At 57.9% G+C, this 23,936-nt stretch carries 23 protein-coding genes, 1 tRNA gene and 1 pseudogene; 13 read left to right on the top strand and 12 right to left on the bottom strand.

Annotated features, from left to right (window positions below; all coding sequences use genetic code 11):
- Positions 1–119 precede the first annotated feature (119 nt).
- Positions 120–1,457, top strand: a complete 1,338-nt coding sequence (pabB, locus tag ACIQY3_RS16450; protein ID WP_403021189.1) for an aminodeoxychorismate synthase component I — start codon at positions 120–122, stop codon at positions 1,455–1,457.
- Between the two features lie 139 nt (positions 1,458–1,596).
- Here the strand turns inward: pabB and thrH are convergent, their stop codons facing one another.
- Positions 1,597–2,214, bottom strand: coding sequence for a bifunctional phosphoserine phosphatase/homoserine phosphotransferase ThrH (gene thrH, locus ACIQY3_RS16445; protein ID WP_213936975.1), 618 nt, complete (start codon positions 2,212–2,214; stop codon positions 1,597–1,599).
- 173 nt (positions 2,215–2,387) lie between these two features.
- Between thrH and ACIQY3_RS16440 the strand changes: the two genes are divergently transcribed.
- The 3 genes from ACIQY3_RS16440 (at position 2,388) to ACIQY3_RS16430 (ending at position 6,030) form a co-directional block, all read left to right on the top strand.
- Positions 2,388–3,128, top strand: coding sequence for a phosphoadenylyl-sulfate reductase (locus tag ACIQY3_RS16440; RefSeq protein ID WP_008042297.1), 741 nt, complete (start codon positions 2,388–2,390; stop codon positions 3,126–3,128).
- A gap of 575 nt (positions 3,129–3,703) precedes the next feature.
- Complete coding sequence (locus ACIQY3_RS16435; protein ID WP_403021185.1) at positions 3,704–5,245, top strand: NCS1 family nucleobase:cation symporter-1; 1,542 nt, start codon at positions 3,704–3,706, stop codon at positions 5,243–5,245.
- Between the two features lie 56 nt (positions 5,246–5,301).
- Positions 5,302–6,030, top strand: a complete 729-nt coding sequence (locus ACIQY3_RS16430) for an aspartate/glutamate racemase family protein (protein ID WP_403021183.1) — start codon at positions 5,302–5,304, stop codon at positions 6,028–6,030.
- A gap of 117 nt (positions 6,031–6,147) precedes the next feature.
- Here the strand turns inward: ACIQY3_RS16430 and ACIQY3_RS16425 are convergent, their stop codons facing one another.
- Positions 6,148–7,071, bottom strand: coding sequence for a LysR family transcriptional regulator (locus tag ACIQY3_RS16425; RefSeq protein WP_403021181.1), 924 nt, complete (start codon positions 7,069–7,071; stop codon positions 6,148–6,150).
- A 125-nt stretch (positions 7,072–7,196) separates the two neighbouring features.
- Between ACIQY3_RS16425 and ACIQY3_RS16420 the strand changes: the two genes are divergently transcribed.
- The gene (locus ACIQY3_RS16420; protein ID WP_403021179.1) at positions 7,197–7,943 is read left to right on the top strand and encodes a 3-oxoacyl-ACP reductase family protein; all 747 of its coding nucleotides are present in this window, start codon (positions 7,197–7,199) and stop codon (positions 7,941–7,943) included.
- A gap of 124 nt (positions 7,944–8,067) precedes the next feature.
- Here ACIQY3_RS16420 and ACIQY3_RS16415 read toward each other — a convergent pair whose 3' ends face one another.
- Positions 8,068–8,763: an HAD-IA family hydrolase gene (locus ACIQY3_RS16415; RefSeq protein WP_403021176.1), complete on the bottom strand. Its 696-nt coding sequence runs from the start codon at positions 8,761–8,763 to the stop codon at positions 8,068–8,070.
- 261 nt (positions 8,764–9,024) lie between these two features.
- Here ACIQY3_RS16415 and ACIQY3_RS16410 point away from each other — a divergent pair, with 261 nt between their 5' ends.
- The gene (locus tag ACIQY3_RS16410) at positions 9,025–13,890 is read left to right on the top strand and encodes an RHS repeat-associated core domain-containing protein (RefSeq protein WP_403021174.1); all 4,866 of its coding nucleotides are present in this window, start codon (positions 9,025–9,027) and stop codon (positions 13,888–13,890) included.
- A gap of 3 nt (positions 13,891–13,893) precedes the next feature.
- Positions 13,894–14,292, top strand: a complete 399-nt coding sequence (locus tag ACIQY3_RS16405; protein ID WP_403021171.1) for a hypothetical protein — start codon at positions 13,894–13,896, stop codon at positions 14,290–14,292.
- Between the two features lie 77 nt (positions 14,293–14,369).
- Here ACIQY3_RS16405 and ACIQY3_RS16400 read toward each other — a convergent pair whose 3' ends face one another.
- The 5 genes from ACIQY3_RS16400 to ACIQY3_RS16380 form a co-directional block, all read right to left on the bottom strand.
- A complete protein-coding gene (locus tag ACIQY3_RS16400; protein WP_403021169.1) occupies positions 14,370–14,588 on the bottom strand; it encodes a hypothetical protein in 219 nt (72 codons plus the stop codon).
- Positions 14,589–14,672: 84 nt separating this feature from the next.
- A complete protein-coding gene (locus ACIQY3_RS16395; RefSeq protein WP_403021166.1) occupies positions 14,673–14,858 on the bottom strand; it encodes a hypothetical protein in 186 nt (61 codons plus the stop codon).
- Between the two features lie 127 nt (positions 14,859–14,985).
- Positions 14,986–15,408 (bottom strand): hypothetical protein, encoded by a 423-nt coding sequence (locus ACIQY3_RS16390; RefSeq protein ID WP_054053956.1) that lies wholly within the window; start codon positions 15,406–15,408, stop codon positions 14,986–14,988.
- 165 nt (positions 15,409–15,573) lie between these two features.
- The gene (locus tag ACIQY3_RS16385) at positions 15,574–15,945 is read right to left on the bottom strand and encodes a bacteriocin (protein WP_403021163.1); all 372 of its coding nucleotides are present in this window, start codon (positions 15,943–15,945) and stop codon (positions 15,574–15,576) included.
- Between the two features lie 322 nt (positions 15,946–16,267).
- Positions 16,268–16,456 carry a hypothetical protein gene (locus ACIQY3_RS16380; protein ID WP_403021161.1) on the bottom strand — a complete coding sequence of 63 codons (189 nt, stop codon included), beginning with the start codon at positions 16,454–16,456 and terminating at the stop codon, positions 16,268–16,270.
- 261 nt (positions 16,457–16,717) lie between these two features.
- Between ACIQY3_RS16380 and ACIQY3_RS16375 the strand changes: the two genes are divergently transcribed.
- Entirely contained in the window at positions 16,718–17,431 is a 714-nt protein-coding gene (locus ACIQY3_RS16375; RefSeq protein WP_403021159.1) for a hypothetical protein, read from the top strand.
- Between the two features lie 40 nt (positions 17,432–17,471).
- On the opposite strand, the gene ACIQY3_RS16370 is transcribed toward ACIQY3_RS16375, so the two are convergent.
- Complete coding sequence (locus tag ACIQY3_RS16370) at positions 17,472–17,792, bottom strand: YbjQ family protein (RefSeq protein WP_403021156.1); 321 nt, start codon at positions 17,790–17,792, stop codon at positions 17,472–17,474.
- Positions 17,793–17,947: 155 nt separating this feature from the next.
- Here ACIQY3_RS16370 and ACIQY3_RS16365 point away from each other — a divergent pair, with 155 nt between their 5' ends.
- Entirely contained in the window at positions 17,948–18,583 is a 636-nt protein-coding gene (locus ACIQY3_RS16365; protein ID WP_403021154.1) for a hypothetical protein, read from the top strand.
- A 16-nt stretch (positions 18,584–18,599) separates the two neighbouring features.
- On the opposite strand, the pseudogene ACIQY3_RS16360 reads toward ACIQY3_RS16365, so the two are convergent.
- Positions 18,600–18,805 (bottom strand): annotated as a pseudogene (locus tag ACIQY3_RS16360) (6-aminohexanoate hydrolase); the annotation flags it as partial.
- Between the two features lie 216 nt (positions 18,806–19,021).
- Between ACIQY3_RS16360 and ACIQY3_RS16355 the strand changes: the two are divergent.
- Positions 19,022–19,789: a hypothetical protein gene (locus ACIQY3_RS16355; RefSeq protein ID WP_403021152.1), complete on the top strand. Its 768-nt coding sequence runs from the start codon at positions 19,022–19,024 to the stop codon at positions 19,787–19,789.
- Positions 19,790–19,913: 124 nt separating this feature from the next.
- Here ACIQY3_RS16355 and ACIQY3_RS16350 read toward each other — a convergent pair.
- Positions 19,914–20,003: transfer RNA gene (locus ACIQY3_RS16350), tRNA-Ser, on the bottom strand.
- A 309-nt stretch (positions 20,004–20,312) separates the two neighbouring features.
- Here ACIQY3_RS16350 and ACIQY3_RS16345 point away from each other — a divergent pair.
- From ACIQY3_RS16345 to ACIQY3_RS16335, 3 genes are all read left to right on the top strand, one after another.
- Complete coding sequence (locus ACIQY3_RS16345) at positions 20,313–21,002, top strand: crotonase/enoyl-CoA hydratase family protein (protein WP_403021149.1); 690 nt, start codon at positions 20,313–20,315, stop codon at positions 21,000–21,002.
- A 213-nt stretch (positions 21,003–21,215) separates the two neighbouring features.
- Positions 21,216–21,938, top strand: a complete 723-nt coding sequence (locus ACIQY3_RS16340) for a 1-acylglycerol-3-phosphate O-acyltransferase (protein WP_403021146.1) — start codon at positions 21,216–21,218, stop codon at positions 21,936–21,938.
- A gap of 132 nt (positions 21,939–22,070) precedes the next feature.
- On the top strand, positions 22,071–23,042 hold the full coding sequence (locus ACIQY3_RS16335; RefSeq protein ID WP_054048547.1) for a magnesium and cobalt transport protein CorA: 972 nt from the start codon (positions 22,071–22,073) through the stop codon (positions 23,040–23,042).
- Positions 23,043–23,153: 111 nt separating this feature from the next.
- Here ACIQY3_RS16335 and ACIQY3_RS16330 read toward each other — a convergent pair whose 3' ends face one another.
- Positions 23,154–23,882, bottom strand: a complete 729-nt coding sequence (locus ACIQY3_RS16330; RefSeq protein ID WP_403021144.1) for an amidotransferase — start codon at positions 23,880–23,882, stop codon at positions 23,154–23,156.
- Positions 23,883–23,936 lie beyond the last annotated feature (54 nt).

Genomic DNA, 23,936 nt, shown 5'->3' with positions numbered 1-23,936 from the left:
TTGATTCAGACACCAATCTTGAGACCACCTACCTGCCAATCCCCGACATCCCCTCTAGGAGCAATTCCTACAGAGGACTACAATCGCCACCCCGCCTCGATGGCTGATTCGCGCCGCTCATGTTGACCTGTTCCGTACACCCGCTCCCCTATCGCACAAACCCCGCCGACTACTTCGCGGCGATTCGTCATGCCCCCGGCGCCGTGCTGCTCGACAGCGGCCGGCCAAGTGCCGATCGCGGGCGCTTCGACTTGCTCAGCGCCTGGCCGCTGGAGCAGTTGGCCGTGCTCGCGGAGGAAAGCGGTGCCGATTTCCTGCAACGCCTTAGGGACAATCTGACACGGCTGGGCGAAGCGTCCGTTCCGGATGAGCTGCCTTTCGCCGGCGGCCTGATCGGTTACCTGAGCTACGACTTCGGCCGTCATCTGGAAAACCTGCCGAGCCAGGCCCAAGACGACCTGCATTTGCCGGATGCGCGTTTCGGCCTGTATGGCTGGGCGTTGATCAGCGATCACCAGCGCATGACCAGTCAGTTGGTGTTCCACCCGACGCTGGCCGACAGTGAGCGGCAGCGTTTGATCGCGCTGTTTACACAGCCTGAGGTTGATGCGGTCGAGCCGTTCAAATTGAACAGCCCAATGCAGGCCGACCTTAGCGCAGACCAATATCGCCAGGCCCTTGAGCGGATCCAGCAATACATCCAGGCCGGCGATTGCTATCAGGTCAACTTCGCCCAGCGCTTTCGTGCGCAATGCCAGGGTGATCCATGGGCCGCGTATTGCGCGTTGCGCGCAGCCTGCCCGACACCGTTTTCCGGGTTCCAGAGCCTGCCTGACGGCGGCGCGGTGTTGAGCCTGTCACCAGAACGCTTCGTCAAAGTCAGCGAACGCCAGGTGGAAACCCGCCCGATCAAAGGCACCCGCCCCCGCGGTCTGACCCCGGCCGAAGACGCCGCGAATGCCGCCGAACTCCTGGCCAGCCCCAAGGATCGCGCGGAAAACCTGATGATCGTCGATTTGCTGCGCAACGATCTCGGCCGCACCTGCCGTATCGGTTCGGTGCGAGTGCCCGAGTTGTTCAGCCTGGAAAGTTATCCGAATGTGCATCACTTGGTGAGCAGCGTGACCGGGGAGCTGGCGGATGACAAAGATGCGCTGGACCTGATCGCTGGCAGCTTCCCCGGCGGCTCGATCACCGGCGCGCCGAAGATCCGCGCGATGCAGATCATTGATGAACTGGAACCGACCCGTCGTGGTTTGTACTGCGGTTCATTGGTGTACCTGGACGTGCGCGGCGAGATGGACAGTTCCATCGCGATTCGCAGTCTGCTGGTCAAGGATGGGCAGGTGTGTTGCTGGGGCGGCGGCGGGATTGTTGCGGACTCGGAATGGCAGGCCGAGTATCAGGAATCGATTACCAAGGTGAAGGTGTTGCTCGATACCCTGCAGAACCTGTAGGAGCTTTCGAAGGCTGCGATCTCTTGATTGATCGTTCCCACGCTCTGCGTGGGAATGCAGCCCGGGACGCTCTGCGTCCCATAGCGGACGCGGAGCGTCCATTGAGGCATTCCCACGCAGAGCGTGGGAACGATCAGGTTTACAGGCTGAGTGCGCGGTTGGAAGCCTTGATAAATTCCTGCTTCAAATCCGCAAAGCTGTGCACCGCCGGAAACTGCGGGAATTCGCGAATCACGTTGTCCGGCGCGTGGAACAGAATCCCGGCATCCGCCTCGCCCAGCATCGTCGTGTCGTTGTAGGAATCCCCCGCCGCAATCACCCGGTAGTAGAGGCTCTTGAACGCCAGAACTGACTGACGCTTGGGATCTTTCTGACGCAACTGATAGCTGGTAACCCGCCCGGCATCGTCGGTAATCAGGCGATGGCACAGCAACGTCGGGAAGCCCAATTGACGCATCAGCGGCTGGGAAAACTCATAAAAAGTGTCCGACAGGATCACCACCTGGAAGCGCTCGCGCAGCCAGTTGACGAATTCGATGGCGCCGTCCAGCGGCTGCAGGGTCGCGATCACTTCCTGAATGTCGGTGAGCTTCAGGCCATGCTCATCAAGGATCCGCAGGCGCTGCTTCATCAGCACGTCGTAGTCGGGAATGTCCCGGGTGGTGGCCCTGAGGGATTCGATTCCGGTTTTTTCGGCGAAGGCGATCCAGATTTCCGGGACCAGCACACCTTCAAGATCCAGACAGGCAATTTCCACAAGACACTCCCATTTGTATTGATTATTGAGTCGAGCGAGCAAAAGGACTGCCGAACTCTAGCGACTCGGGCCAGCCTGTGCAACGCAGAGGGCGCGCCAGCGGCCATGGGTTTTTGTTACCATCGGCCCCATATAGAGCGCCCAGCGCCACCGACCTGTAGGAAGCCGCCCTGATGAGCCCATCGTTCGATGTCGTGGAACTCGCCACGACCTATGCCAACAAATCCGCCCAGGACATCCTGAAACTCGCGTTCGCCGAGTTCGGTGATGACCTGTGGATATCTTTCAGCGGCGCCGAGGACGTGGTGCTGGTGGACATGGCCTGGAAGCTGAACAAGAACGTCAAGGTGTTCAGCCTCGACACCGGCCGCTTGCATCCCGAGACCTACCGCTTCATCGATCAGGTACGCGAGCACTACAAGATCGACATCGAACTGGTGTCGCCGGACTACACGAAACTTGAACCGTTCGTGAAGGAAAAAGGCCTGTTCAGTTTCTACAAGGACGGCCATGGCGAATGCTGCGGCATCCGCAAGATCGAGCCGCTGCGCCGCAAACTGTCCGGCGTCACTGCCTGGGCCACCGGCCAGCGTCGGGACCAGAGCCCCGGCACCCGTAGCGCAGTCGCCGTGCTGGAAATCGACACCGCGTTTTCGACCCCGGAACGCACGCTGTACAAGTTCAACCCGCTTGCGCAGATGACCAGCGAAGAGATCTGGGGTTACATCCGCATGCTCGAATTGCCTTACAACAGCCTGCACGAGCGCGGTTTCATCAGCATCGGCTGCGAGCCATGCACCCGCCCGGTATTGCCGAACCAGCATGAGCGTGAAGGTCGCTGGTGGTGGGAAGAAGCGACGCAGAAAGAATGCGGGTTGCATGCCGGGAATATCATCAGCAAATCCAAGGCATAACCCCCAGCCTTTTTTAGATCCAAATGTGGGAGCGGGCTTGCTCGCGAAAGCGCCAGAAACAGTCGACATCAATGTTGAATGTTAAGCCGCATTCGCGAGCAAGCCCGCTCCCACAGGTTCAATTTATGGCTTTATAAATGTGTACACACGAATGTCACCATAGGTGCCATTTATGTGTGCACTTTTAATTTAAGCGCCCCAAAAAGTTACACCCTCCAGTCCCGACTCCTTAGTCACCGTTCCTCACCAATCCACCAAAAAATAAATACCTGTTCAATCGGTCAATTTATAGCGTTTTATTTTCAGCAAGTTAGCACCATTCAATAACAAAACGAAATTACCCATGAAGTTTATAGATCCTGAGCTGGCATAGAACTGGCTTAAGTGCGTTTATGTTTTGTATACAATCATAATCAAAACATACACACACTTTCGATCCGCAAGCCTGAAGCGCCCTATCCCGTACAGGCTGCAGATGCCCCGTAACCAATGATGCTTACGGCCCGCGACGAAGATTTGTCGAGCCCTCGCTCAAGCACAGTCATCGCGACGCCAAGCCTCAGGAGCCTGCCGGAATGCGTACTAGCCTATCCAATAACAACATCGCGCTGGATCTGCCCTCCTCTCAACCTGCCCTCAACGTTCACGACCAACCGCATCAAGCCCCGGTGGTGCTCAGTCCTCGCCTGCACAACAAGGACCTGGCGCCGACCAAGGCTGAAGGTCGGCGCTGGGGGCGCTACAGCATCTTTGCCCTGTGGACCAACGACGTTCACAACATCGCCAACTACTCGTTCGCCATCGGCCTGTATGCCTTGGGCCTGGGCGGCTGGCAGATCCTGTTGTCCCTGGGGATCGGCGCCGCGCTGGTGTATTGCTTCATGAACCTCTCCGGCTACATGGGCCAGAAAACCGGAGTGCCGTTTCCGGTGATCAGCCGGATCAGTTTCGGCATTCACGGGGCGCAAATTCCTGCACTGATCCGCGCCGTTATCGCCATCGCCTGGTTCGGGATTCAGACGTACCTGGCCTCGGTGGTCTTTCGCGTATTGCTGACGGCGGTGCATCCCGGCTTCGCCGATTACGACCATGACTCGATCCTCGGCCTGTCGACCCTGGGCTGGATCTGTTTCGTCGCCATCTGGTTCGTGCAGCTGGCGATCCTGGCCTACGGCATGGAAATGGTGCGGCGCTACGAGGCGTTTGCCGGACCGGTGATCCTGCTGACCGTCGCTTCCCTTGCCGGGTGGATGTACTTCCAGGCCGACGCAACCATCGCCTGGTCGATCCGCGAACCGCTGACCGGTGGCGAGATGTGGCGCAACATCTTCGCTGGCGGTGCGCTGTGGCTGTCGATCTACGGCACGCTGATCCTCAACTTCTGCGACTTCGCCCGTTCCTCCCCGTGCCGCAAGACCATCAAGGTCGGAAATTTCTGGGGCCTGCCGGTGAATATTCTGGTGTTCGCCAGCATCACTGTCCTGCTTTGCGGTGCGCAATTTCAGATCAATGGCCGGATCATCGAAAGCCCGACGGAAATCATCGCTTCAATCCCGAATACGTTCTTCCTGGTACTCGGTTGCCTGGCCTTCCTGATCGTCACCGTGGCGGTGAACATCATGGCCAACTTCGTCGCCCCGGCCTTCGTGCTCAGCAACCTGGCGCCGAAATACCTGACCTTCCGCCGCGCCGGGTTAATCAGCGCAACAATCGCCGTGCTGATCCTGCCGTGGAACCTCTACAACAGCCCGTTGGTGATCGTGTATTTCCTGTCCGGCCTCGGCGCCCTGCTCGGCCCGTTGTACGGGGTGATCATGGTTGACTATTGGCTTGTACGAAAAGGTCAGATCAACGTGCCGCAGTTGTACAGCGAAGACCCCAGTGGCGCTTATTACTACAGCCGTGGCGTCAATCTCCGCGCGGTGGTGGCGTTTATTCCCGCAGCCTTGATCGCCATCGTCCTGGCGTTGATGCCGGGTTTCCACAGCGTGTCGCCGTTCTCCTGGCTGATTGGCGCCGGGATTGCAGGGATGCTCTACCTGATCATCGCCAAACGGCAGCCGCACTACGCCGATGTCAGCGGTGAAAGCATCGCGGTCGATAACGTCAGCCATTAATCCCCTGGCGGCCCGGCAGCGTCGGGCCGCAGAACCACCCGCTATAAGGACTTCCCATGCGAATTCTCGTGGTCAACGTCAACACCACCGAATCCATCACCCAGGCCATCGCCCGCCAGGCCCAGTCCGTGGCTGCGCCCGGCACTGAAATCGTCGGCCTGACGCCGCATTTCGGTGCCGATTCCATCGAAGGCAATTTCGAAAGCTACCTGGCGGCCATCGCGGTGATGGACCGGGTCATGTCCTACGACCAGCCCTTCGACGCGGTGATCCAGGCCGGCTATGGCGAACACGGTCGCGAAGGCTTGCAGGAATTGCTCAACGTGCCGGTGGTGGACATCACCGATGCCGGCGCCAGCACCGCCATGTTCCTCGGCCATGCCTACTCGGTGGTCACCACCTTGGACCGGACCGTGCCGCTGATCGAGGATCGCCTCAAGCTCTCGGGACTGTGGGATCGTTGTGCGTCGGTGCGGGCCAGTGGCTTGGCGGTGCTGGAACTGGAATCCGATCCGCAGCGCGCGCTGGAGGCGATTGTTCGCCAAGCGGAATTGGCGGTGCTGGAGGACAAGGCCGAGGTGATTTGCCTGGGCTGCGGCGGCATGGCCGGGCTGGATGAGCAGATTCGCCAGCGCACCGGCGTGCCGGTGGTGGACGGGGTGACGGCGGCGGTGACCATTGCCGAGTCACTGGTGCGGCTGGGGTTGTCGACCTCGAAAGTGCGGACCTATGCGACACCGCGGCCGAAGACGATTATTGGGTGGCCGGGGCGGTTTGGGCGATAGACCGCGTTATCGTTCTTCGCGGGCAAGCCTCGCTCCCACATTTGATCTGTGTCGTTCACAAATCCCCTGTGGGAGCGGGCTTGCTCGCGAAGGCTGCACCTCGGTCTTCAATCGGACTCAAAGCGCACTAAACCGCTCCCCCAACCCCCGCTCTGCAAACTGCTCAATAATGAAATCCACAAACGCCCGGGTCTTGCCCGGCAACAGTTTGTGTTCCGCGTAATAGATCGAAATATTGCCATCATCGACATACCAGTCAGGCAATACCCGCTGTAACGTCCCGGCCTCGAGATAACCCGCGGCAAACGGCATGCTCACCAGCGCGATGCCCAACCCCTGGGCCGCCGTGGCACACGCCGCTTCCGAATCGCTCATGGTCATGCGCGCCTTGAGCACCAACGGACTGTGTTGCCGGGTGCGACTGGTCAGTTGCCACGAGCGCACGCGGCCGGTTTGCGGGGAGCGGATCAGAATCCCGTCACACAGCTTGAGGTCGTCAGGTTCCACGATCGCCTCGCGCCCTGCCAGATACTCGGCTGACGCCACCAACACCCGATGGGCTGGGGTCAACTTGCGCGCCACCACGCCCTGAGGCAGTTCGAATCCGCCGCCAATCGCCGCATCGAAACCCTGAGCGATCAGATCGACCTGGCGATTATCGAAATGCCAGTCCGGGTTGATCGCCGGAAAGCGTTTCAGAAACTCCCCCAGCAGCGGCACCACATACAACCGCCCGAACACCGTGCCCATGCTGACTTTCAGCGTGCCCGCCGGACGTCCTTCAGCGCTGGCGAGGTTGGCCACGGCGTTTTGAATGGTGTGCAGGCTGGCGCTGACTTCACTCAAAAACAACTGACCGGCTTCGGTCAACGTCAGACTGCGAGTGCTGCGCTGAAACAGCCGCACACCCAGTCTCGCTTCCAGTTTAGCGACGCTCTTGCCCACGGCCGCCGGGGTCAGGCTCAGGCGCCGCGCGGCTTCGGCGAAGCTGCCAACCTCGGCGCTGCGCACGAAGCATTCGATACTGCTAAAGGTTTCCATGATCGCCACTATAAACTTTTGGTTTACACAGACTATCGCAATTACCCTCTACACAGCATGTAATCCGGAATCGATACTAGGCTCCATCAACCGAGACATCTCGCCTCGGGACTTTGGAGATCGACATGACTACTCAGAACCTCAGCGGCAAAGTGGCTTTGATTCAAGGCGGGTCCCGCGGTATCGGCGCAGCCATCGTCAAACGCCTGGCCGCTGAAGGCGCCGCGGTTGCCTTTACCTACGTCAGTTCCACCGCCAAGGCTGAAGAATTGCAAAACAGCATCACCGGCAACGGCGGCAAAGCCCTCGCCATCAAGGCCGACAGCGCCGATGCCGACGCCATTCGCAACGCCGTGAACGCCACCGTCGAAGCCTTCGGTCGCCTCGACATCCTGGTCAACAACGCCGGTGTGCTGGCCGTCGCCCCACTGGAAGATTTCAAACTCGAAGACTTCGACCAGACCCTGGCCATCAACGTACGCAGCGTGTTCATCGCCACCCAGGCCGCCGCCAAACACATGACCGAAGGCGGCCGCATCATCAACATCGGCAGCACCAACGCCGACCGCATGCCCTTCGCCGGTGGCGGCCCGTACGCCATGAGCAAAGCGGCGCTGGTCGGCCTGACCAAAGGCCTGTCCCGCGATCTCGGCCCGCGCGGCATCACCATCAACAACGTGCAACCGGGCCCGGTCGACACCGACATGAACCCGGCCAGCGGTGACTTTGCCGAGAGCCTGATTCCGTTGATGGCGGTAGGTCGTTACGGCAAAGCGGAAGAGATCGCCAGCTTCGTCGCTTACCTGGTCGGCCCGGAAGCGGGTTACATCACCGGTGCCAGCCTGACCATCGATGGTGGTTTCGGCGCCTGATACAGGTCTGCCAATGCCGATCAAATGTGGGAGCGAGCCTGCTCGCGAAAGCGGACTAACAGTCAACATTGTTGTTGAATGTTAAGCCCTCTTCGCGAGCAGGCTCGCTCCCACATTTTCTGCGTTACGCCCATTCAAGCGCTGGCAAACCACATTCACTCGGCGTGAACGCCTTCAACGTACGAAGAATCCCATCAGCATGTGCGTACTTTTCATCCGCCATGGCCGCATCCGGGATCGCAATCGCGGTCATCCCCGCCGCTTTCGCCGCCGTGACGCCAAACGGCGAATCCTCGAACACCAGGCAGTCCTCGGGTGCAACACCCAGGCGCCGCGCGGCGGTCAGGAAGATATCCGGCGCCGGTTTGGCTGCGCCCACTTCCGGATCATCTGCAGTAACAACAAAGTCAAACAACGCAAACCAGTCGCGGTGCAGCGTGGTTTTCTGGCCGAACGATTGACGGGATGAACTGGTGCCCACCGCAATCGGAATGTTGTTGGCCTTCAAGTGCCGAACCAGCTCCTCGGCACCCGGCATCGCCAGTGCCTTGGGGAAACGCTCGCGCATCAGCGGCTCACGGATCACCAGGAACTCTTCGGCGGTGATCGGCAATTCCAGCGCCTCGACCACATAACGCGCCAAATCACCCGCCCCACGGCCGATGATGTTCTGTTTGATGCTCCAGTCGAAGGTGCGGCCATAACGCTCGACAATCATCGACGTGACCTCGGTGTAAATGCCCTCGGTGTCCAGCAATAAGCCATCCATGTCGAAAATCACGGCCTTGATCGGGCCAAACGCTTTCAGTGGTGCATTCATCGCATCTGATCCGTTTTTCATGACATCCCAGGCGGCTCAGGTACGGCCAGTACTCGGATCGATTAAAGGGTTCAGCAGCATAACGAGCGCGGCTGGCATAGGGCAACGGGCAGCGACCGATGGGTGAAAAAACCTGTATCCCTGTGCTGCCGATGATTTAGCGATTATCCCTACAGCAAACACCTCCTTTCCCGACTTCTTTCCTCGCTGATCCCCCGCAAAGTCTCGCGTTCCTTTATTGAAGCGCGCGAGTGACTGCGAATGTTCGACCCCGATGAACTCCTGGCCCTGAACAACACCATCGGCCTGATGGTGGTCGCCGCCATGAACCCGGACCAACCGAACGTCGAAACGTTACTCGGTGAGTTCCGCCTCTGCCTGAACGACTACGAGCGCTGGGCGGAAAACTTCTGGACCGGCTGGACGCTGGATGTCGAGCAGGTGTTCAAGGTCGATAACGACGTTCGTATCCGCGCACCGCTGAACGGCACCACACCAGTCAGCTCCGTGGTAACCCAATGCCCCGCCGAAGGCCCGTTGACCCTGGTGCATATGTTCGAGGCGGCGCGTTTCGTGCCGATCGGCAACACGCCGGTGATGCTCGAACCGGTGATCGCCGATCGCAATGGTGAGCTGACATTCGGCGAGCCCGTCCACAAGACCATCGGCCCGAGCGGCATTCTTGAGGTTTCCGATTGCAGTCGGGGCCAGCGTTATCGCATCACCTTCTTTCCCGATGTTTCCGCCGAGCACGTCAAGGTGCTCTATGCGTCTTATCAAGGCTTGATCGACGAGCTGGAAGTCTGGCTACGCGCGGAGTGGGACAACGAGTTCGAGCCGCTATGGACTGAGTTCGCCAGCGCCGGATTCCTTGAGCGTTACGGCCAGTTGCAAGAGGCGGACTGGCTGGGCGTCAGGAATTCGTTGCAGGGTGTTTGGGATGACGTGAAACAGGTCTACGCCCTGCTCGCCGATCTGCAAGCCAATAGCGAAAAGTTGCTGGAGTACCTGACCCAGGCCGAGCTGGACGCGCTGCTAAATACCTCCGCCGACGCCATCGCCAATGGCTTGTTACTGCTGAGTGATGAGCCGCTGCTGTTTATTCATCTCGCCGCGTTTACCAGTTGGCTGAGGATGCTGCCGCCACAATTCGTCGCCGAGGTGGTGGCGGAAATTCGTACAGACCTGCTGATCGCTTTCCTACTGACGACGGTGACCGGCGGATTAGGCGTGAAGCTGGGTTTGAGCACCAAGGTACTGGCTAAGATCAAATCCCCACGGGCACGGCAATGGCTGGCCGCCGCCACCTTGCGCCTGGGCGAGTTGACCGCTGAATCCAGACTGACCGCCCACGCAAGCGCGTTCAAACCGCTGGCAGTCAATGCCCGCCGTGCGCCGGTGAAGCCAACGCCGACGGTGCCATTGGAGATACGCAACGGTGATTCTCCGATTTTGGTGGTGAAAAATCCCGCCGCCATCGCTCGCGACAAAACCGACGCACAAACGCGATTGGTCCCACACGAACCTCGGCATGACGCGCCGGACCAGGCGAAAAATCCCAACGGTGACAGCGCCGATTGCGGGGCATTGACCTGCACCAACGGCTGTCCGGTGTCGATGGTCACCGGTGAAGAACTGCTGACCCTGACTGATGGTTCCCTCGACGGAATCCTGCCCTTCGACTTCACCCGCCTGTACCGCACCAGCGCGGTGGAACTCGACTGTGGATTGGGCTGGGGCTGGACCCATTCCCTCGCCCATCGCCTGGAACTGGACGGTCAGCAGGTCATCTGGATCGATCACGAAAACCGCCGTACGACGTTTCCGCTGCCGAGTGTCGAGCGCCCGGCGATTCATAACAGCCTGTCACGGGCAGCAATTTATTGGGGGGATACACCGGAGGAGCTAATTGTTGCGCTGGCGAGCCAGACGCCGAGGTTTTATCACTTCCACAATGGTCGACTGACGGCGATCAGCGATGCCTACGACAACCGGCTACACATCACCCGTGATCGCCAGGACCGCATACAACGCCTCGACAACGGCGCCGGGCGTTCGCTGCTGCTGTGTTACGAACGCCGACACCTCGTCGCGATCGAGTATCAGACGTTTCATCCGGCCGAATCCCTGAGTGACGCCTGGCGTACAGAGCAAACGCTGGTTTCCTACCGCTACGACGCCCGTCATCACCTGATCGAAGCAACCAATGCCGCGGGCGAAAGCGAACGGTACGACTACGACGACCAACACGTGATCCTGCAGCGGCAATTGGCCGGTGGGGCGAGTTTCTTCTGGGAGTGGGAAAAGTCTGGAAAGGCTGCGCGATGCATCCGCCACCGGGCGAGTTTTTCGCAGATGGACACGGCTTACGCCTGGGATGACCAGGGCGGCGTGGTGGTTAAAAACGTCGACGGCAGCGAAGAAGCTTACGTCCACGACGATAAGGCGCGGTTGGTGCGTCGGGTCGAACCCAATGGCGGTGAACATCGCAAGGCCTACGACGACAAGGGCCGATTGATTGCCGAGCAGGGCCCGCTCGGGGCGGTCACGGAATACCGTTATGACGAAGTCGGACGTCTCGTGGCGCAAATTCCGCCAGAAGGCGAGCCGACGTCCTACGAGTATCGCAACGGTTTCCTGCATGCCCGGCGTCGCGGCAAAGCAGTGTGGAAGTATCAGCGCAATGCTCAGGGGGACATCACTGAAGCCATCGATCCAGACGGGCACGTTACCCATTACCACTACGACGCTCGGGGACGGTTGCTGTCGATCCGTTATCCGGACACCAGCCGGCATGTGTTTGTCAGGAACGGCTTGGGGCAATTGATCGAAGAGACGTTGCCGAACGGTGGGCAACGGCGGTTTTCCTACGATTTGCTGGGCCGGAGGATTACCAGTCAGGACGAACACGGTACCGTTACCCGTTACCAATGGGACGCCGTTGGACGACTGGTCCAGACGACTTTACCTACAGGTGCCATCCGCGCTTTCAGCTACAACGCCTACGGCAAGATCACTGCCGAGCAGGATGAACTGGGCCGCATCACCCGCTATGAATACGCCGACGACCTGCACCTGGTCAGCCGCCGTATTAAGGCCGATGGCACCCAGCTGACGTATCGCTACGACAACGCGCAGTTATTGCTGACGGAAATCGAAAACGAATCCGGCGAAAAATATCAGCTGGGCTACACGCCGAACGGATTGATCCGACAGGAAACCGGATTCGACGGGCGCCGTACAGCGTATGCCTATGACCTCAACGGGCACCTGCTGGAGAAAACCGAGTTCGGCGATGACGGCTCGACACTCGTCACCGGTTATCAGCGGGACTCGGCCGGACGGTTGCTGGTCAAGACACTGCCCAACGGGGAGACGATCCAGTATCGCTACGACAGCCTCGGACACCTGGTCAGCGTTGACGACAACCATGATCATCCGCTGGAGTTCGAGTACGACCAGCAAGACCTGCTGATGACCGAGCACCAAGGCTGGGGCACCTTGCGTTATGGCTACGACGCTTGCGGCCAGCTCAACCACATTCGCCTGCCCGACAACAGCAAGCTCGACTATCACCACGCCAAGGGCGGCGCGCTGACGGCCATCGACCTCAATGGCGCGCGGCTGACATCTCACACTTTCGCCACCGGGCGCGAACGGCATCGCCAACAAGGCTTGTTACTCAGCGATTACCAGTATGACGACCAAGGTCGGCTGAAGGCTCATTCCGTCAGCCAACAGCGACAACCGCTGTATCGCCGCGATTATGCCTACAGCGCCAACGGCAATCTCGACCACATCGCAGACACCCGCCACGGCCAACGCAGCTACCAGTACGACCCGCTCGACCGGCTGATCCGCGTCCGCCACTCCCGCGACCACCTGCCGGAAAGCTTCGCCCACGACCCGGCGGGCAACCTGCTGATGCAGGATCGTCCCGGTCTGGCGAGCGTTAAAGGCAATCGCCTGCTGATGCAGGGCGATCGTCATTACGACTACGACGCCTTCGGCAACCTCATCCGCGAACGGCGTGGCACTGCGCAAAAACTTGTCACTGAATATCGCTACGACTGTCAGCATCGGTTGGTGGGCGTCACGTTGCCGGATGGGCGTTGTGCGAATTATCGCTACGACGCCTTCGGTCGCCGCATCGCCAAAACCGTCGACGGCAAGACGACCGAGTTCTTCTGGCAAGGCGATCAGGTGGTCGCCGAAAGCGGTCGCGAACACCATCGCAGCTATGTGTATGAGCCCGGCACCTTCCGCCCGCTGGCCATGCTCGACGGCAAAGGCCCGCGCCAGGCCTGCCCGTTCTACTACCAACTCGACCACCTCGGCACACCCCAGGAACTGACCGACTACAGCGGCGAAATTGTCTGGGCCGCGCAATACACCGCCTACGGCCGACTGACCCGCCTCAACCGTGACACCCATCAAGTGCTGGACCAGCCGCTGCGATTTCAGGGGCAGTACTTCGATGCGGAAACGGGACTGCATTACAACCGGCATCGGTATTACAACCCGGAGGTTGGACGGTATCTGACGCCGGACCCGGTGAAATTGGCGGGTGGGCTGAATCAGTACCAGTACACGCCGAATCCGACGGGGTGGGTTGATCCGTTGGGGTTGAATACTTGTCCTGGGGCGGATGGGTGTAAGAGGCCGGCGTTTGGGGAGGAGGATCCGGTTGGGGCGGTTGGGGTTGATGAGGGGGAGGCAAAGCTTCCTGTACCCATCGAAGAACGATATTTGTATCGCGGCGATGGCCGTCATCCAGATGTGATTTTTGAGCAGGGCTTTCAAACCAAAGGAGATAGTAATGATTTACTGCTTCACTCGCTTGACAGCAACAAGCCTCCAAGCAACTTTGTTAGCACTTCTCCAGTAAGGGAGGTAGGAATAGACTTTGCGACGAAATTCAATATGAGAAGCGGATTTCTGTACACCATTCGGATGATCCCTGGCCGAGATCTCAACGCGGAGCTTGGTAAAAAATACAAATTTGGCAGCGAGCGAGAAATAGCAATTCAAGGCGGTATTAAAAGAGAAGACATTCTTGGAGTGACACCTATAGGAGCTAATGGCCGCGCCTCTAGTCACACTATTTTGAATCCAAATCGGAGGTAAAACATGGACAGCGTCGAGATCTTCATCATCAAAGAAGGCAAGCGCCAAACTGCCAGGCTTCTCTGCGACACTGAAATGCTGACGATTAAATTCGTATTGGAGAATGGGTACAGTAAAGTTTACTCTGGTGATGATTTCTACGAGTGTCTAGGCCTAATCAGAAAGGAACACTCAGATCTAACATTTCTATGTAAAGGGGCAAAAATAAATGTCCATCCTTCCAGTATGTCTTCACAGATGTCACAAGGTGTAAAAGCATATGAACTCACGCTTGGTAAGTACGCATTAAGGAGCGATATTGTGAGCATTTTTGACTATGAGGAAAATAATCTGACAAATGACCCTCAGATACAGAAAGAGTTTTTTCTTCGTTGGGTTGAAACAGATATTCCTGAAATATAACTAGATATAGGTCCAAATCAAAAAGCCCAACAATATGCTGGGCTTTAACATCTAAAACTTATCCCCGAACATCCTCTTCAACTCGGCTCCCCCGACCCATCCTCCCCCGCAATATCCGGATCATCCGGACTCGCCTCCACATCGCCCCGCTTCACATCATCATTCGGCACCTGCTCCATCCCGGCGTCATCCTCATCATCAGGCGGACGCTGATCACGGCTCAGGGAATCAGTCGGTGAAGGCAGCGGATATTCAGGGGTTTCGTCACCGTCAGTGACTTTCGGATCAGCGTTCATAAGCACCTCTCGGAAGGCCTGAAAAGCAGGCCCTGATATTTCGAGGATGGGGTTATGCAAGCGTTCGGTACGGGGGACGATCGGTCAATCTTCGTCCGAGTCTTCCTCTTCATACTCAGTGTTGCCCACATCCCCTGCATCATCAGAGTCGTTGAGCGGCACGGTTGCATCGTCCATCAACGAACCCGGATCTTCATTACCCGGATCGTTCAAATACGGCACGCCCGTAGAGTCCTCTTTCTTATCCTTGTCTTCGGTTTCAAGTGTCATGGCGCGCCTCACAGTTTTCAGGAGTGTATGAAGTTCGGGGCGTCTTACAACCAATCGCTTAAGAGCCCCGACTCACAGATACAAAACCGTCGCTCGGCCGGGTTTGTCCCGTCGCTAGACAGTCAAACTAGCGATGTTTGTTTCTGTGTTTGTTCTTGTGCTTGTGGCCGCCACCGGAATGGGAGCTGCCGCTGTCGCTACCCAGGTTGTTGCCGACTGCACCACCCGCCGCACCGCCCAGGCCTGCGCCAATGGTCGAACCGGTGGAGCCGCCCAGGCTATGGCCGACCACCGAGCCGCCCGCCGCCCCGATACCACCACCGACGGCCGCTTCTGTGCGGCTGCCCTTGCGCGCGCCGACCGCGCTGCCTGCGGCGCCGCCCACACCCGCGCCGATCGCTGCGCCGGTGCTGCCACCCATTTGCTGGCCGACCACATTACCCAGCGCACCGCCAAGACCACCGCCAACTGCTGCGGTGCCATCGCCGGCCGCCATGGCGCCCTGAGCGACCAAAAGACCAAGAACCAACGTGGACAATGTCAAACGCATGATATGAACCTCAATTCCGTATTGGAGGAGCGCAAGTGTCTCAACCTGCTCCCACAGTACTCTGCTAGTCGAGAGGGTTGTAAGAGTTTGGAGGCGCGCTGAAAAAAAACGTTCAGAAACGAAAAAGCCCGGCATGAACCGGGCTTCTTGAGCTGACCCTCAGGATCAGTGGCGCTTGTGGCCTTTCGACAGGTTGGTACCTACCGCGCCGCCTGCTGCACCGCCCAGGCCGGCGCCGATGGTTGCACCGGTCTTGCCGCCCAGGCTGTTGCCAATCACCGAACCGCCGGCCGCGCCGACACCGCCGCCGATAGCCGCTTTGGTGCGACTGCCCTTCGGCGCTGCAATCGCGCTGCCTGCCGCGCCTGCTACGCCTGCACCGATCGCTGCGCCGGTGCTGCCGCCCATGTTTTGGCCGACGACGTTACCCAGCGCGCCACCCAGACCACCACCGAGCGCGGCAGTGCCTTGACCGGCAGCCATCGCACCTTGAGTAACCAGAAGCCCCAGAACCAGAGCAGGCAGTGTTAAACGCATGACGAAAACCTCAAAAAAGGGGGAAACGAAAAGGCGGAGATTGAATGCTTTAGTGAAGGCAAAGTCCAGACACAAACCGGCGCAACCTCGCTATAGGCGACGGTTGGACAGCGTTTATGGAAAAGGTTTTATGACAGGCAAAAAAAAGCCCGCTGGGGAGACGGGCTGGAGTACTGCTTTCTAACGGATGAGCTGAGACTACGTAGGACCTTGTGAAAAGTTTGTGAAAGAAAACTGCACTCATGTCTGTAGGGCATTTTCCCACCATCCAAAAGCCAGACATAAAAAACCCCGCTCAATGGCGGGGTCGCTTTGCTGACGATTATTTCCTGGAAGGTGCTGCAACCTTGGGCAAAAATTTCGACTTCGGCCCTCGAGGTGCCGCCGATTTGATCTTGCCAGTCTTGACCTGATCCTCGCCAAAACCAGCTACATACTCAGTCTGGCCGCACTGCACGCAATTGTTGATTGGAAACTCAGCCCCGTCGTCTTCGATATACGGATCAGCCATCTCTTCGCCCCTTTCAAAAATGGGTCGATACCGGCAAGCCCGTTCTGCCTGAAAAATATCGACCACCAAGGCTTTTGAGACTAGCCGGTCATTACTGGACTTGTGGTTCAGATTGCCGCGTGCCCGACGAATGGCCGACGCCGACGTCCTACAAGACAACAAGTGAAATAAACAGAAACACACCATCTGTCTCGGCACCCTCAAGAATTCCGGCTACAGGCCGTTGCCCTGATTCCAATGCAAAAAACTCAGGGAGAGAACATGGAAATCAAGGGAATGCCGTCACTGATCAACACCACGCCCATCACGCTCACACCCGAGCAGATCGCGGCCGGTAAAGCAGGTGGCGAAAAAATCAAAGAGATGATCGACTCCGGCGCGATCGACATGAAAAACCCGGCCGGCATGCCGCCGAACTCCAGCGTTATCTATCACCCGAGCAATCCGTCGCCGACACCGCCCACCGAGCCAGGCCCTCCCCTGGTCGCTGTCGAAACCTACATCGGCCGCACCGAACCCACCAAAGACTTCCCTGCCGCCCATGACCGCTTGATGGCAGCTCATGAAAACCTCAAGACGACGTACATGCAGTTTCTGGACGATTTGAAAAACATCGACCCGGCACTTGAGGAAAAAGACTTCGGCTTTACCGTCGATCCGCAAGGCCAGCTCAAGGCTACATCACCCTCCGGCTCGATCAGCGCCGAAGACCTTGCCCGTCTTTCCGACTTCATGAATCAGTCCGGCGCATTGAAAGATGCCGCCAACGAATACGCTAAAAGTTCGTTCGACTTTGTGAAGGAAGACCGGGAATACCTGGGCACCGGCGGCTTCGTTCTGAACAAGGACAACTTCGAAAAAACCATCGACCTCGGCCAATTGTTTACCTATCAAAAGTCGGGAAACATGAACATGAGTAATTATTTTTTCAACCAGGTCTACACCAAGGGCGAACGCGCCCCGCATACCGTCTGATCAGCCTGACGACGCCCGTGCGCTGACCGCCACGGGCCTCTTACTTCAACTTGACCGCTGTCCCGGTCACAAACACCACCACCATCCCGCCCTTGCCCGCCGGCATGCTGATCTCGAAATCGAGCCCCACCACCGCATCCGCCTGCAACGCCCGCGCGCGCTCCTTGATCTCGTCCGTCGCTTGAATACGCGCCTCCTTCAAGGCTCGCTCCAGCGTCTGCGAACGCCCACCAAAAAAATCCCGCATCCCGGCGAACATATCGCGAATCACGTTCACGCCCTGCACCGACTCGGCGCTGACGATGTCCAGGTAGGCGGTGATTTGGCGACCTTCGATGGTGTGGGTTGTGGTGGTGATCATGGTGCAGCCCTTGATGGAGAAACAGGATTGAAGTTTAAAGCGCGATGACGACCTGCGTCCTTCATCATTCCATGAGGACCACTCAACTTGACGATCAAGTTACTCAGTTCGCTGCCGCTAGTATTACGACAATCCGCACTCATGGACGTAGCGATATGGAAATCAACGCAAACAATCTTTTTGGTTTTGTGCCAACACTGAAGACAGATCCAGCCGTCAAACCCGTTAACGCAGCGACAACGCCCACCACAAGTGCCAACGCTCCAGGCACCTCGAAAGAAGTTGGTGATCAGACCAATACCGACAGTGCGCCGAAAGAAACCAGCGGATATTCGGCCAGGTACGAACAGGCTGCCGCAGCACGTAATGCAGCAGGGTCGATATTTTTCTCCGCATTTAAAGGCTTCATGCAGGGAGTTCTCAGCGCCGATCCTGACTTGGGAAAAAGCATTATCGGGATCGGGATCGACCACAAAACCGGCAAAGCAACGTTTTATGATTTCAGCCACACGTTAAGCGATGAGCAGATGCAGCGCTTCAACAAACACGTCAGCGCTTCGCCCGACCTTCTGAGCAAGCTCGATGTATTTGCTGCCGCAGAAATAGATTTCGACAACGCCTGGAGGGATGAGGAAGTGGATTGGATGAACCCTGCCGACGTCAATCTTCGCGACATGGCGTCCGAGACAACCCCACCTCCCGTGCGTCCCAAAATGACAATGGGCCAATGGTTGGCGCTAGAACTTTGGAACAATGGATTTACGATGTCCCGGCTCCACGAAACCGCTTGATACCAAGATCGGCCACTCACGGTATCGCGTTCAGACGCTCGGCCAATGCCTCAAACGCCGTCAAGGTGACAGGGTCATTGGCCGAATTGTTGGCCACCGGGTGTCAGCCTTCGGATCGACATAGATTCGCTGTCCATGCACCCCACGCGCCATAAATGCCCCACCCTCCTTGTTCGTCACCCACCACATCGAGCGGTAGCTCCAGCCTTTCAGCAAGTCATAAAGTTTCAATGTCGGCTGCGTTGGCGAGTGAAGACACGAAGCACATCAGCAGCGCCATTCGGTGGATAGCCATTAGTCGATTCCGTTCGAGGGGGCCGACAGTCTATAGCGGGCATGAGGGATTCAGGCTAGTGAACGAACTGTTTTCACAGGCCCTGCTACAGTCTCCGCCATGACTGTAAACAGAAAAATACAGCCACACAGGGAGGAACGACTATGCCATGGAACCTCGTACAACCCGGTACGCTAAGGGCGTTAACAAACGAGACCCTACTCGCGCTGACGCACGGAGACGCGCCCATCCCGCGATTCTTCATGACCGGTGACGGGCATGCGATTCCTCCTTTTGCCTGGACCGAGGCATGCAGCGATCTCACCGTGTACTTCCAGACCCTGATTGCGGCAGATCGTTTGTGCCTGCATGTAGAGGAACAACAATCAGCCATCACTCATGACTCTGTACCTGAGCGTCTACAGGGACTGGTTGACCGGCAGCGGGTATTCGGTTGGGAGTTATCAGTTTTTGATGCGCTTGGGCCTGCGCTGGAGATATGCAATGAACTGGCCGCGAACGGGAACTACCAGTCCATACCACCGATTTATGAGCAAGTGGTAGAGCTCGACCGCACCATCGTTAGAGCACATGCCCTTTTATGGGAGCTGGCGAATCCCCCTGCACTTTTTTCCGGGCGGGATATATCGTGGAGTTACCGCGAATATTGCAAACGCCGGCTGAACGGCGCGGTGCGCAACCCGGCAATCGAGGCCCAGTATGGTGCCATGGTGTTCAACTACCGCAAGGCGATCATGCAAGTACGTATCAGTGGCAATCCGTTCATTGGTCGCAAGATTCAAGCTTCCATCGACCGATTCCCTCACAGTACGCACTTAATAACCTGTGGCGACGGACACATTCTGGAAAACCCGCTGCAAAACTACGTGCGCATACCGGACAACGCTGTCGGTATCGTGGATGCCTACTGAACATGAAGTTGGGCGCCGTTGCCGCCCGATTTCCACATAACAGCGCCCTATTCGACATTCAGACCCCAGAAACCACAAAACCCCTGACTTCTTTCGAAATCAGGGGTTTTGGTTACATCGAATTTGGCGGTGAAGGAGAGATTCGAACTCTCGATACAATTTCTTGTATACACACTTTCCAGGCGTGCTCCTTAAGCCACTCGGACACTTCACCGTATCTCTTCAAACATGTTCTGTCTGTCGAGGCGCGCTAATGTAGTCGAAAGCTTTTCCGATGGCAAATTTTTTTTTTCAGAATTTTCATGCGGTTAGCGATTCAGGCGCTGCGGCGGGTTCGGGGCCATGGCAAACCGGCCAATCTCCGGCTTCGTCCCCTCTTCTATATAGAGGGGAATGCACGGCCAGTGCGGCCGGCTACGCTTGCCGGACCGGGAAAGCATGACCGGCGGGTCAGTCACGGCGCTTTACCTGGCCTGCGGCGGTGGGTAACGTCTGCCTCAACTTTCATACAAGGAATAGCGTCATGAGTGAGTTGATTTCCTACCACCTCGAAGACGGTATCGCGACGCTGACGTTAAGCAATGGCAAGGTCAACGCCATTTCCCCGGACGTGATTGCGGCGTTTAATGCTGCGCTGGATCAGGCGGTGACTGATCGTGCGGTGGTGATCATTACCGGCCAGCCGGGGATTCTGTCCGGCGGTTATGACTTGAAGGTGATGACGGCCGGTCCTAAAGAAGCCGTGGCGCTAGTGACAGCGGGTTCAACGCTGGCTCGTCGTCTGTTGTCGCACCCGTTCCCGGTGATTGTGGCGTGCCCTGGGCATGCGGTGGCCAAGGGCGCGTTCCTGTTGTTGTCGGCGGATTACCGCATTGGTGTCGACGGCCCGTTCAGCATTGGCCTGAACGAAGTGCAGATCGGCATGACCATGCACCACGCCGGGATTGAACTGGCCCGTGATCGCCTGAGCAACGCGGCGCTGCATCGGTCGGTGATCAATGGCGAAATGTTCAATCCGCAGAGCGCGATCGCCGCCGGTTTCCTCGATGTGGTGGTGTCGGCCGAGGAGTTGCAAGGTGCGGCCCTGGCGGCGGCGCGTCAGTTGAAGAAGATCAACATGACCGCCCACAAGGCCACCAAGTTGAAAGTGCGCAAGGCGTTGCTGGAGACCCTGGACAACGCGATCATCCAGGATCAGGAACATCTGGGTTAAGCCCTACCCGCCTGAACGAAAAGCCCGACCGTCGTGTCGGGCTTTTTCGTACGTGTACTGTTGAAAACCCTTCAACCGCTCTAGGCCGCGTCTGACCCACAAGTCGGAAACATGCGCTTAAACATCGCCTATCTCCCACCTCTATAGCGGCAATTGCCGAAAACAGTGCACATCCGTACACTGCGCCACCTTTTGTCCCGGTGGGGCCTGTAAATGCTGTTTGTGTTTCGTATGTTATTGATGGGCCTGCACTTTATTCTGGCCGGTGTGCTGGGGGTGATCCTGGGCCTGTGCCGGCCATTCAACCCGGACAACAGCCGTTTATGCGCACGCCTATATGCCTGGCCGGCGATGTGTATTTTGCGTCTGCGGGTGAAGACCGACGTCGGGCCGTTGATGGACAAACCCGAAAGCTGCGTGATCATCGCCAACCACCAATCCAACTACGATCTGTTTGTGTTCGGCAACGTGGTGCCCCGCCGCACCGTGTGCATCGGCAAGAAGAGCCTGAAGTGGGTGCCGCTGTTCGGCCAGTTGTTCTGGCTGGCGGGCAATGTGTTGATCGACCGGGGCAACGCGCACAAGGCGCGCCAGTCGATGCTCACCACCACTCACACCTTGCAGCATGAAGACACGTCGATCTGGGTGTTCCCGGAAGGCACGCGCAACCTTGGCGAAGACCTGCTGCCGTTCAAGAAAGGCGCGTTCCAGATGGCCATCGCCGCCGGAGTGCCGATCGTCCCGGTGTGTGTCAGCAGTTACGTCAAACACATGCGATTAAACCGCTGGCGCAGTGGGAAAATTCTGATTCGTTCGCTGCCGGCGATTCCTACTGCCGGGTTGAGCATGGACGACATGCCCCTGCTGATCGCCCAGTGCCGCGAGCAGATGCGAGACTGCATCGCCTCGATGGATCGGCAACTGCAAGCCGCCTGAAAACAAACCCGCCCTGTGCGGGTTTTCTTTTGCCCCTGAACTCTGCAGATTTCACTGAATCTCTACAAGCAGAAGGCTAAGCTGGACACTGCCTGCCACTGTCATTGTATTAATAAGAAGTGAACCAACATCATGGGTAGAGTTGTTGCTGCTGCGGTTTACAGCGCCGGTAAAAAAATCACCAATATCACCCTCGATGAAGGCGCAGCCTGGGCGGCCAAGACCGGCCATTTTGTGTGGATCGGCCTCGAAGAGCCCAACGCCCAAGAGCTGACCAACCTGCAACGCCAGTTCAACCTGCACGAACTGGCCATTGAGGACGCCCTGGAAAAACACAGCCGGCCGAAGCTGGAAACCTTCGGCGATGCGCTGTTTATCGTCACGTACTCGCCGATCCGCCATGAAGGCAAGCTGGAGTTCATCGAGACGCATATCTTTGCCGGTAAGGGTTACATCATCACTGCCCGCAACGGTCATTCGGCGTCTTACGCCCATGTGCGCCAACGCTGTGAGGCGCGTCCGCTGTTGTTGGAGCATGGGGAAGATTTCGTACTCTATGCCATCCTCGATTTCGTGATCGAAAACTACCAACCGGTGGGCGAAGCGATCCACGCCGAGATCGATGAACTGGAACGCAACGTGCTGTGCAGCGCGTTGAATGAACGCGACATCCAGAACCTCCACAGCCTGCGTCGAGATGTGCTGCGCTTGCGTCGCTATGCCGCGCCGATGGTGGAAATCGGCGAAGAACTGCAGAAGCTGAGCTTCCCGTTTATCGACAAGAACATGCGGCCCTACTTCCGCGATGTGCAGATCCATGTCACGCGGCAGATGGAAGACCTGACGACCCTGGCGGACATTGCCAGCCAGACCATCGAGGTCGGAGTGTTGCTGGAGGCGTCACGCCAGAGCGTGGTGCAGCGCAAGTTTGCGGCGTGGGCGGCGATTCTGGCGTTCCCGACGGCAGTGGCCGGGATTTACGGGATGAACTTCCAGAACATGCCGGAGTTGAGTTGGCACTATGGGTATTTCGCGGTGTTGGGGTTTATAGCGGTGGGGTGTGTCGGGTTGTGGGCGAGTTTCAAGAGGTCTGGGTGGTTGTAGTAGGCAAGACCGAGTCGTCTGTGCAATTCGCGAGCAGGCTCGCTCCCACACCGATCTCTGCAACAACGGAGATCCCTTGTGGGAGCGAGCCTGCTCGCGAAGCTTTTAGCTTTAAACCGCCCCAACCTCAGGCTTATGCGCCACAAACCGCATCATCCACTCCGCAACCGTAGTGCCGTGATGTTCATGCTCAAGGCTGGCAACGCCTTTGGAATAAACCTGTGCGCCCAACGCTTCCTGGCGAATTTCCAGCAGCGCCCGTGAGTAATCGTGAATGAATTCCGGATGCCCCTGGAAGCACAGCACCTGATCGTTGATGTGGTACGCGGCGAACGGACAGAAATCACTCGAGGCAATCACCGTGGCGTTTTCCGGCAGCGCGGTCACCTGATCCTGGTGACTGATCAACAACGTCAGCTCTTCCCGCACCGGGCTCATCCACGGTGCCTTGGCGGCGAGTTTGTAGTTGTGGATGCCCACGCCCCAGCCTTGGGTCGCACGCTCGCTCTTGCCACCCAGCAGCAACGCCAGCAGTTGATGGCCGAAGCACACGCCCAGCAGTTTGTCGCCGCGTTCGTAGCGGTTCAGCAGATAAGTTCTGAGGGTTTCGATCCAGGGGTCAGTGCCGAAGGAATCGGCCTTGCTGCCAGTGATCAGGTAGGCATCGAACGTCAGCTCATCGCTGGGGTATTCGCCCTGCATCACGTTGTACACGGTGAACTCGGCAGCGATGGGTTGCTGCGAAAACAGACGCTGGAACATCTGCCCATAACCCTGATATTGATCGACCAATTCCGGACGCAGGATGTCGGTTTCCAGAATGCAGATGCGTAACGACATAAAAAATACCTGACACGTGATGGGAATAATGCACACCCCAGAGCCTGCCTTGAA

The sequence above is a fragment of the Pseudomonas sp. NPDC096950 genome (assembly GCF_044762525.1).
Taxonomy (GTDB): Bacteria; Pseudomonadota; Gammaproteobacteria; order Pseudomonadales; family Pseudomonadaceae; genus Aquipseudomonas.
The sequence above is the reverse complement of the archived record's forward strand: the minus strand, read 5'-3'. Positions and strand labels throughout refer to the sequence as shown.

Excerpts from the sequence above, each read along its gene's own strand:
- pabB (WP_403021189.1), top strand. The coding sequence starts at position 120 with ATGTTGACCTGTTCCGTACACCCGCTCCCCTATCGCACAAACCCCGCC.
- ACIQY3_RS16440 (WP_008042297.1), top strand. The coding sequence starts at position 2,388 with ATGAGCCCATCGTTCGATGTCGTGGAACTCGCCACGACCTATGCCAAC.
- ACIQY3_RS16435 (WP_403021185.1), top strand. The coding sequence starts at position 3,704 with ATGCGTACTAGCCTATCCAATAACAACATCGCGCTGGATCTGCCCTCC.
- ACIQY3_RS16430 (WP_403021183.1), top strand. The coding sequence starts at position 5,302 with ATGCGAATTCTCGTGGTCAACGTCAACACCACCGAATCCATCACCCAG.
- ACIQY3_RS16425 (WP_403021181.1), bottom strand. The coding sequence starts at position 7,071 with ATGGAAACCTTTAGCAGTATCGAATGCTTCGTGCGCAGCGCCGAGGTT.
- ACIQY3_RS16420 (WP_403021179.1), top strand. The coding sequence starts at position 7,197 with ATGACTACTCAGAACCTCAGCGGCAAAGTGGCTTTGATTCAAGGCGGG.
- ACIQY3_RS16415 (WP_403021176.1), bottom strand. The coding sequence starts at position 8,763 with ATGAATGCACCACTGAAAGCGTTTGGCCCGATCAAGGCCGTGATTTTC.
- ACIQY3_RS16410 (WP_403021174.1), top strand. The coding sequence starts at position 9,025 with ATGTTCGACCCCGATGAACTCCTGGCCCTGAACAACACCATCGGCCTG.
- ACIQY3_RS16405 (WP_403021171.1), top strand. The coding sequence starts at position 13,894 with ATGGACAGCGTCGAGATCTTCATCATCAAAGAAGGCAAGCGCCAAACT.
- ACIQY3_RS16400 (WP_403021169.1), bottom strand. The coding sequence starts at position 14,588 with ATGAACGCTGATCCGAAAGTCACTGACGGTGACGAAACCCCTGAATAT.
- ACIQY3_RS16395 (WP_403021166.1), bottom strand. The coding sequence starts at position 14,858 with ATGACACTTGAAACCGAAGACAAGGATAAGAAAGAGGACTCTACGGGC.
- ACIQY3_RS16390 (WP_054053956.1), bottom strand. The coding sequence starts at position 15,408 with ATGCGTTTGACATTGTCCACGTTGGTTCTTGGTCTTTTGGTCGCTCAG.
- ACIQY3_RS16385 (WP_403021163.1), bottom strand. The coding sequence starts at position 15,945 with ATGCGTTTAACACTGCCTGCTCTGGTTCTGGGGCTTCTGGTTACTCAA.
- ACIQY3_RS16380 (WP_403021161.1), bottom strand. The coding sequence starts at position 16,456 with ATGGCTGATCCGTATATCGAAGACGACGGGGCTGAGTTTCCAATCAAC.
- ACIQY3_RS16375 (WP_403021159.1), top strand. The coding sequence starts at position 16,718 with ATGGAAATCAAGGGAATGCCGTCACTGATCAACACCACGCCCATCACG.
- ACIQY3_RS16370 (WP_403021156.1), bottom strand. The coding sequence starts at position 17,792 with ATGATCACCACCACAACCCACACCATCGAAGGTCGCCAAATCACCGCC.
- ACIQY3_RS16365 (WP_403021154.1), top strand. The coding sequence starts at position 17,948 with ATGGAAATCAACGCAAACAATCTTTTTGGTTTTGTGCCAACACTGAAG.
- ACIQY3_RS16355 (WP_403021152.1), top strand. The coding sequence starts at position 19,022 with ATGCCATGGAACCTCGTACAACCCGGTACGCTAAGGGCGTTAACAAAC.
- ACIQY3_RS16345 (WP_403021149.1), top strand. The coding sequence starts at position 20,313 with ATGAGTGAGTTGATTTCCTACCACCTCGAAGACGGTATCGCGACGCTG.
- ACIQY3_RS16340 (WP_403021146.1), top strand. The coding sequence starts at position 21,216 with ATGCTGTTTGTGTTTCGTATGTTATTGATGGGCCTGCACTTTATTCTG.
- ACIQY3_RS16335 (WP_054048547.1), top strand. The coding sequence starts at position 22,071 with ATGGGTAGAGTTGTTGCTGCTGCGGTTTACAGCGCCGGTAAAAAAATC.
- ACIQY3_RS16330 (WP_403021144.1), bottom strand. The coding sequence starts at position 23,882 with ATGTCGTTACGCATCTGCATTCTGGAAACCGACATCCTGCGTCCGGAA.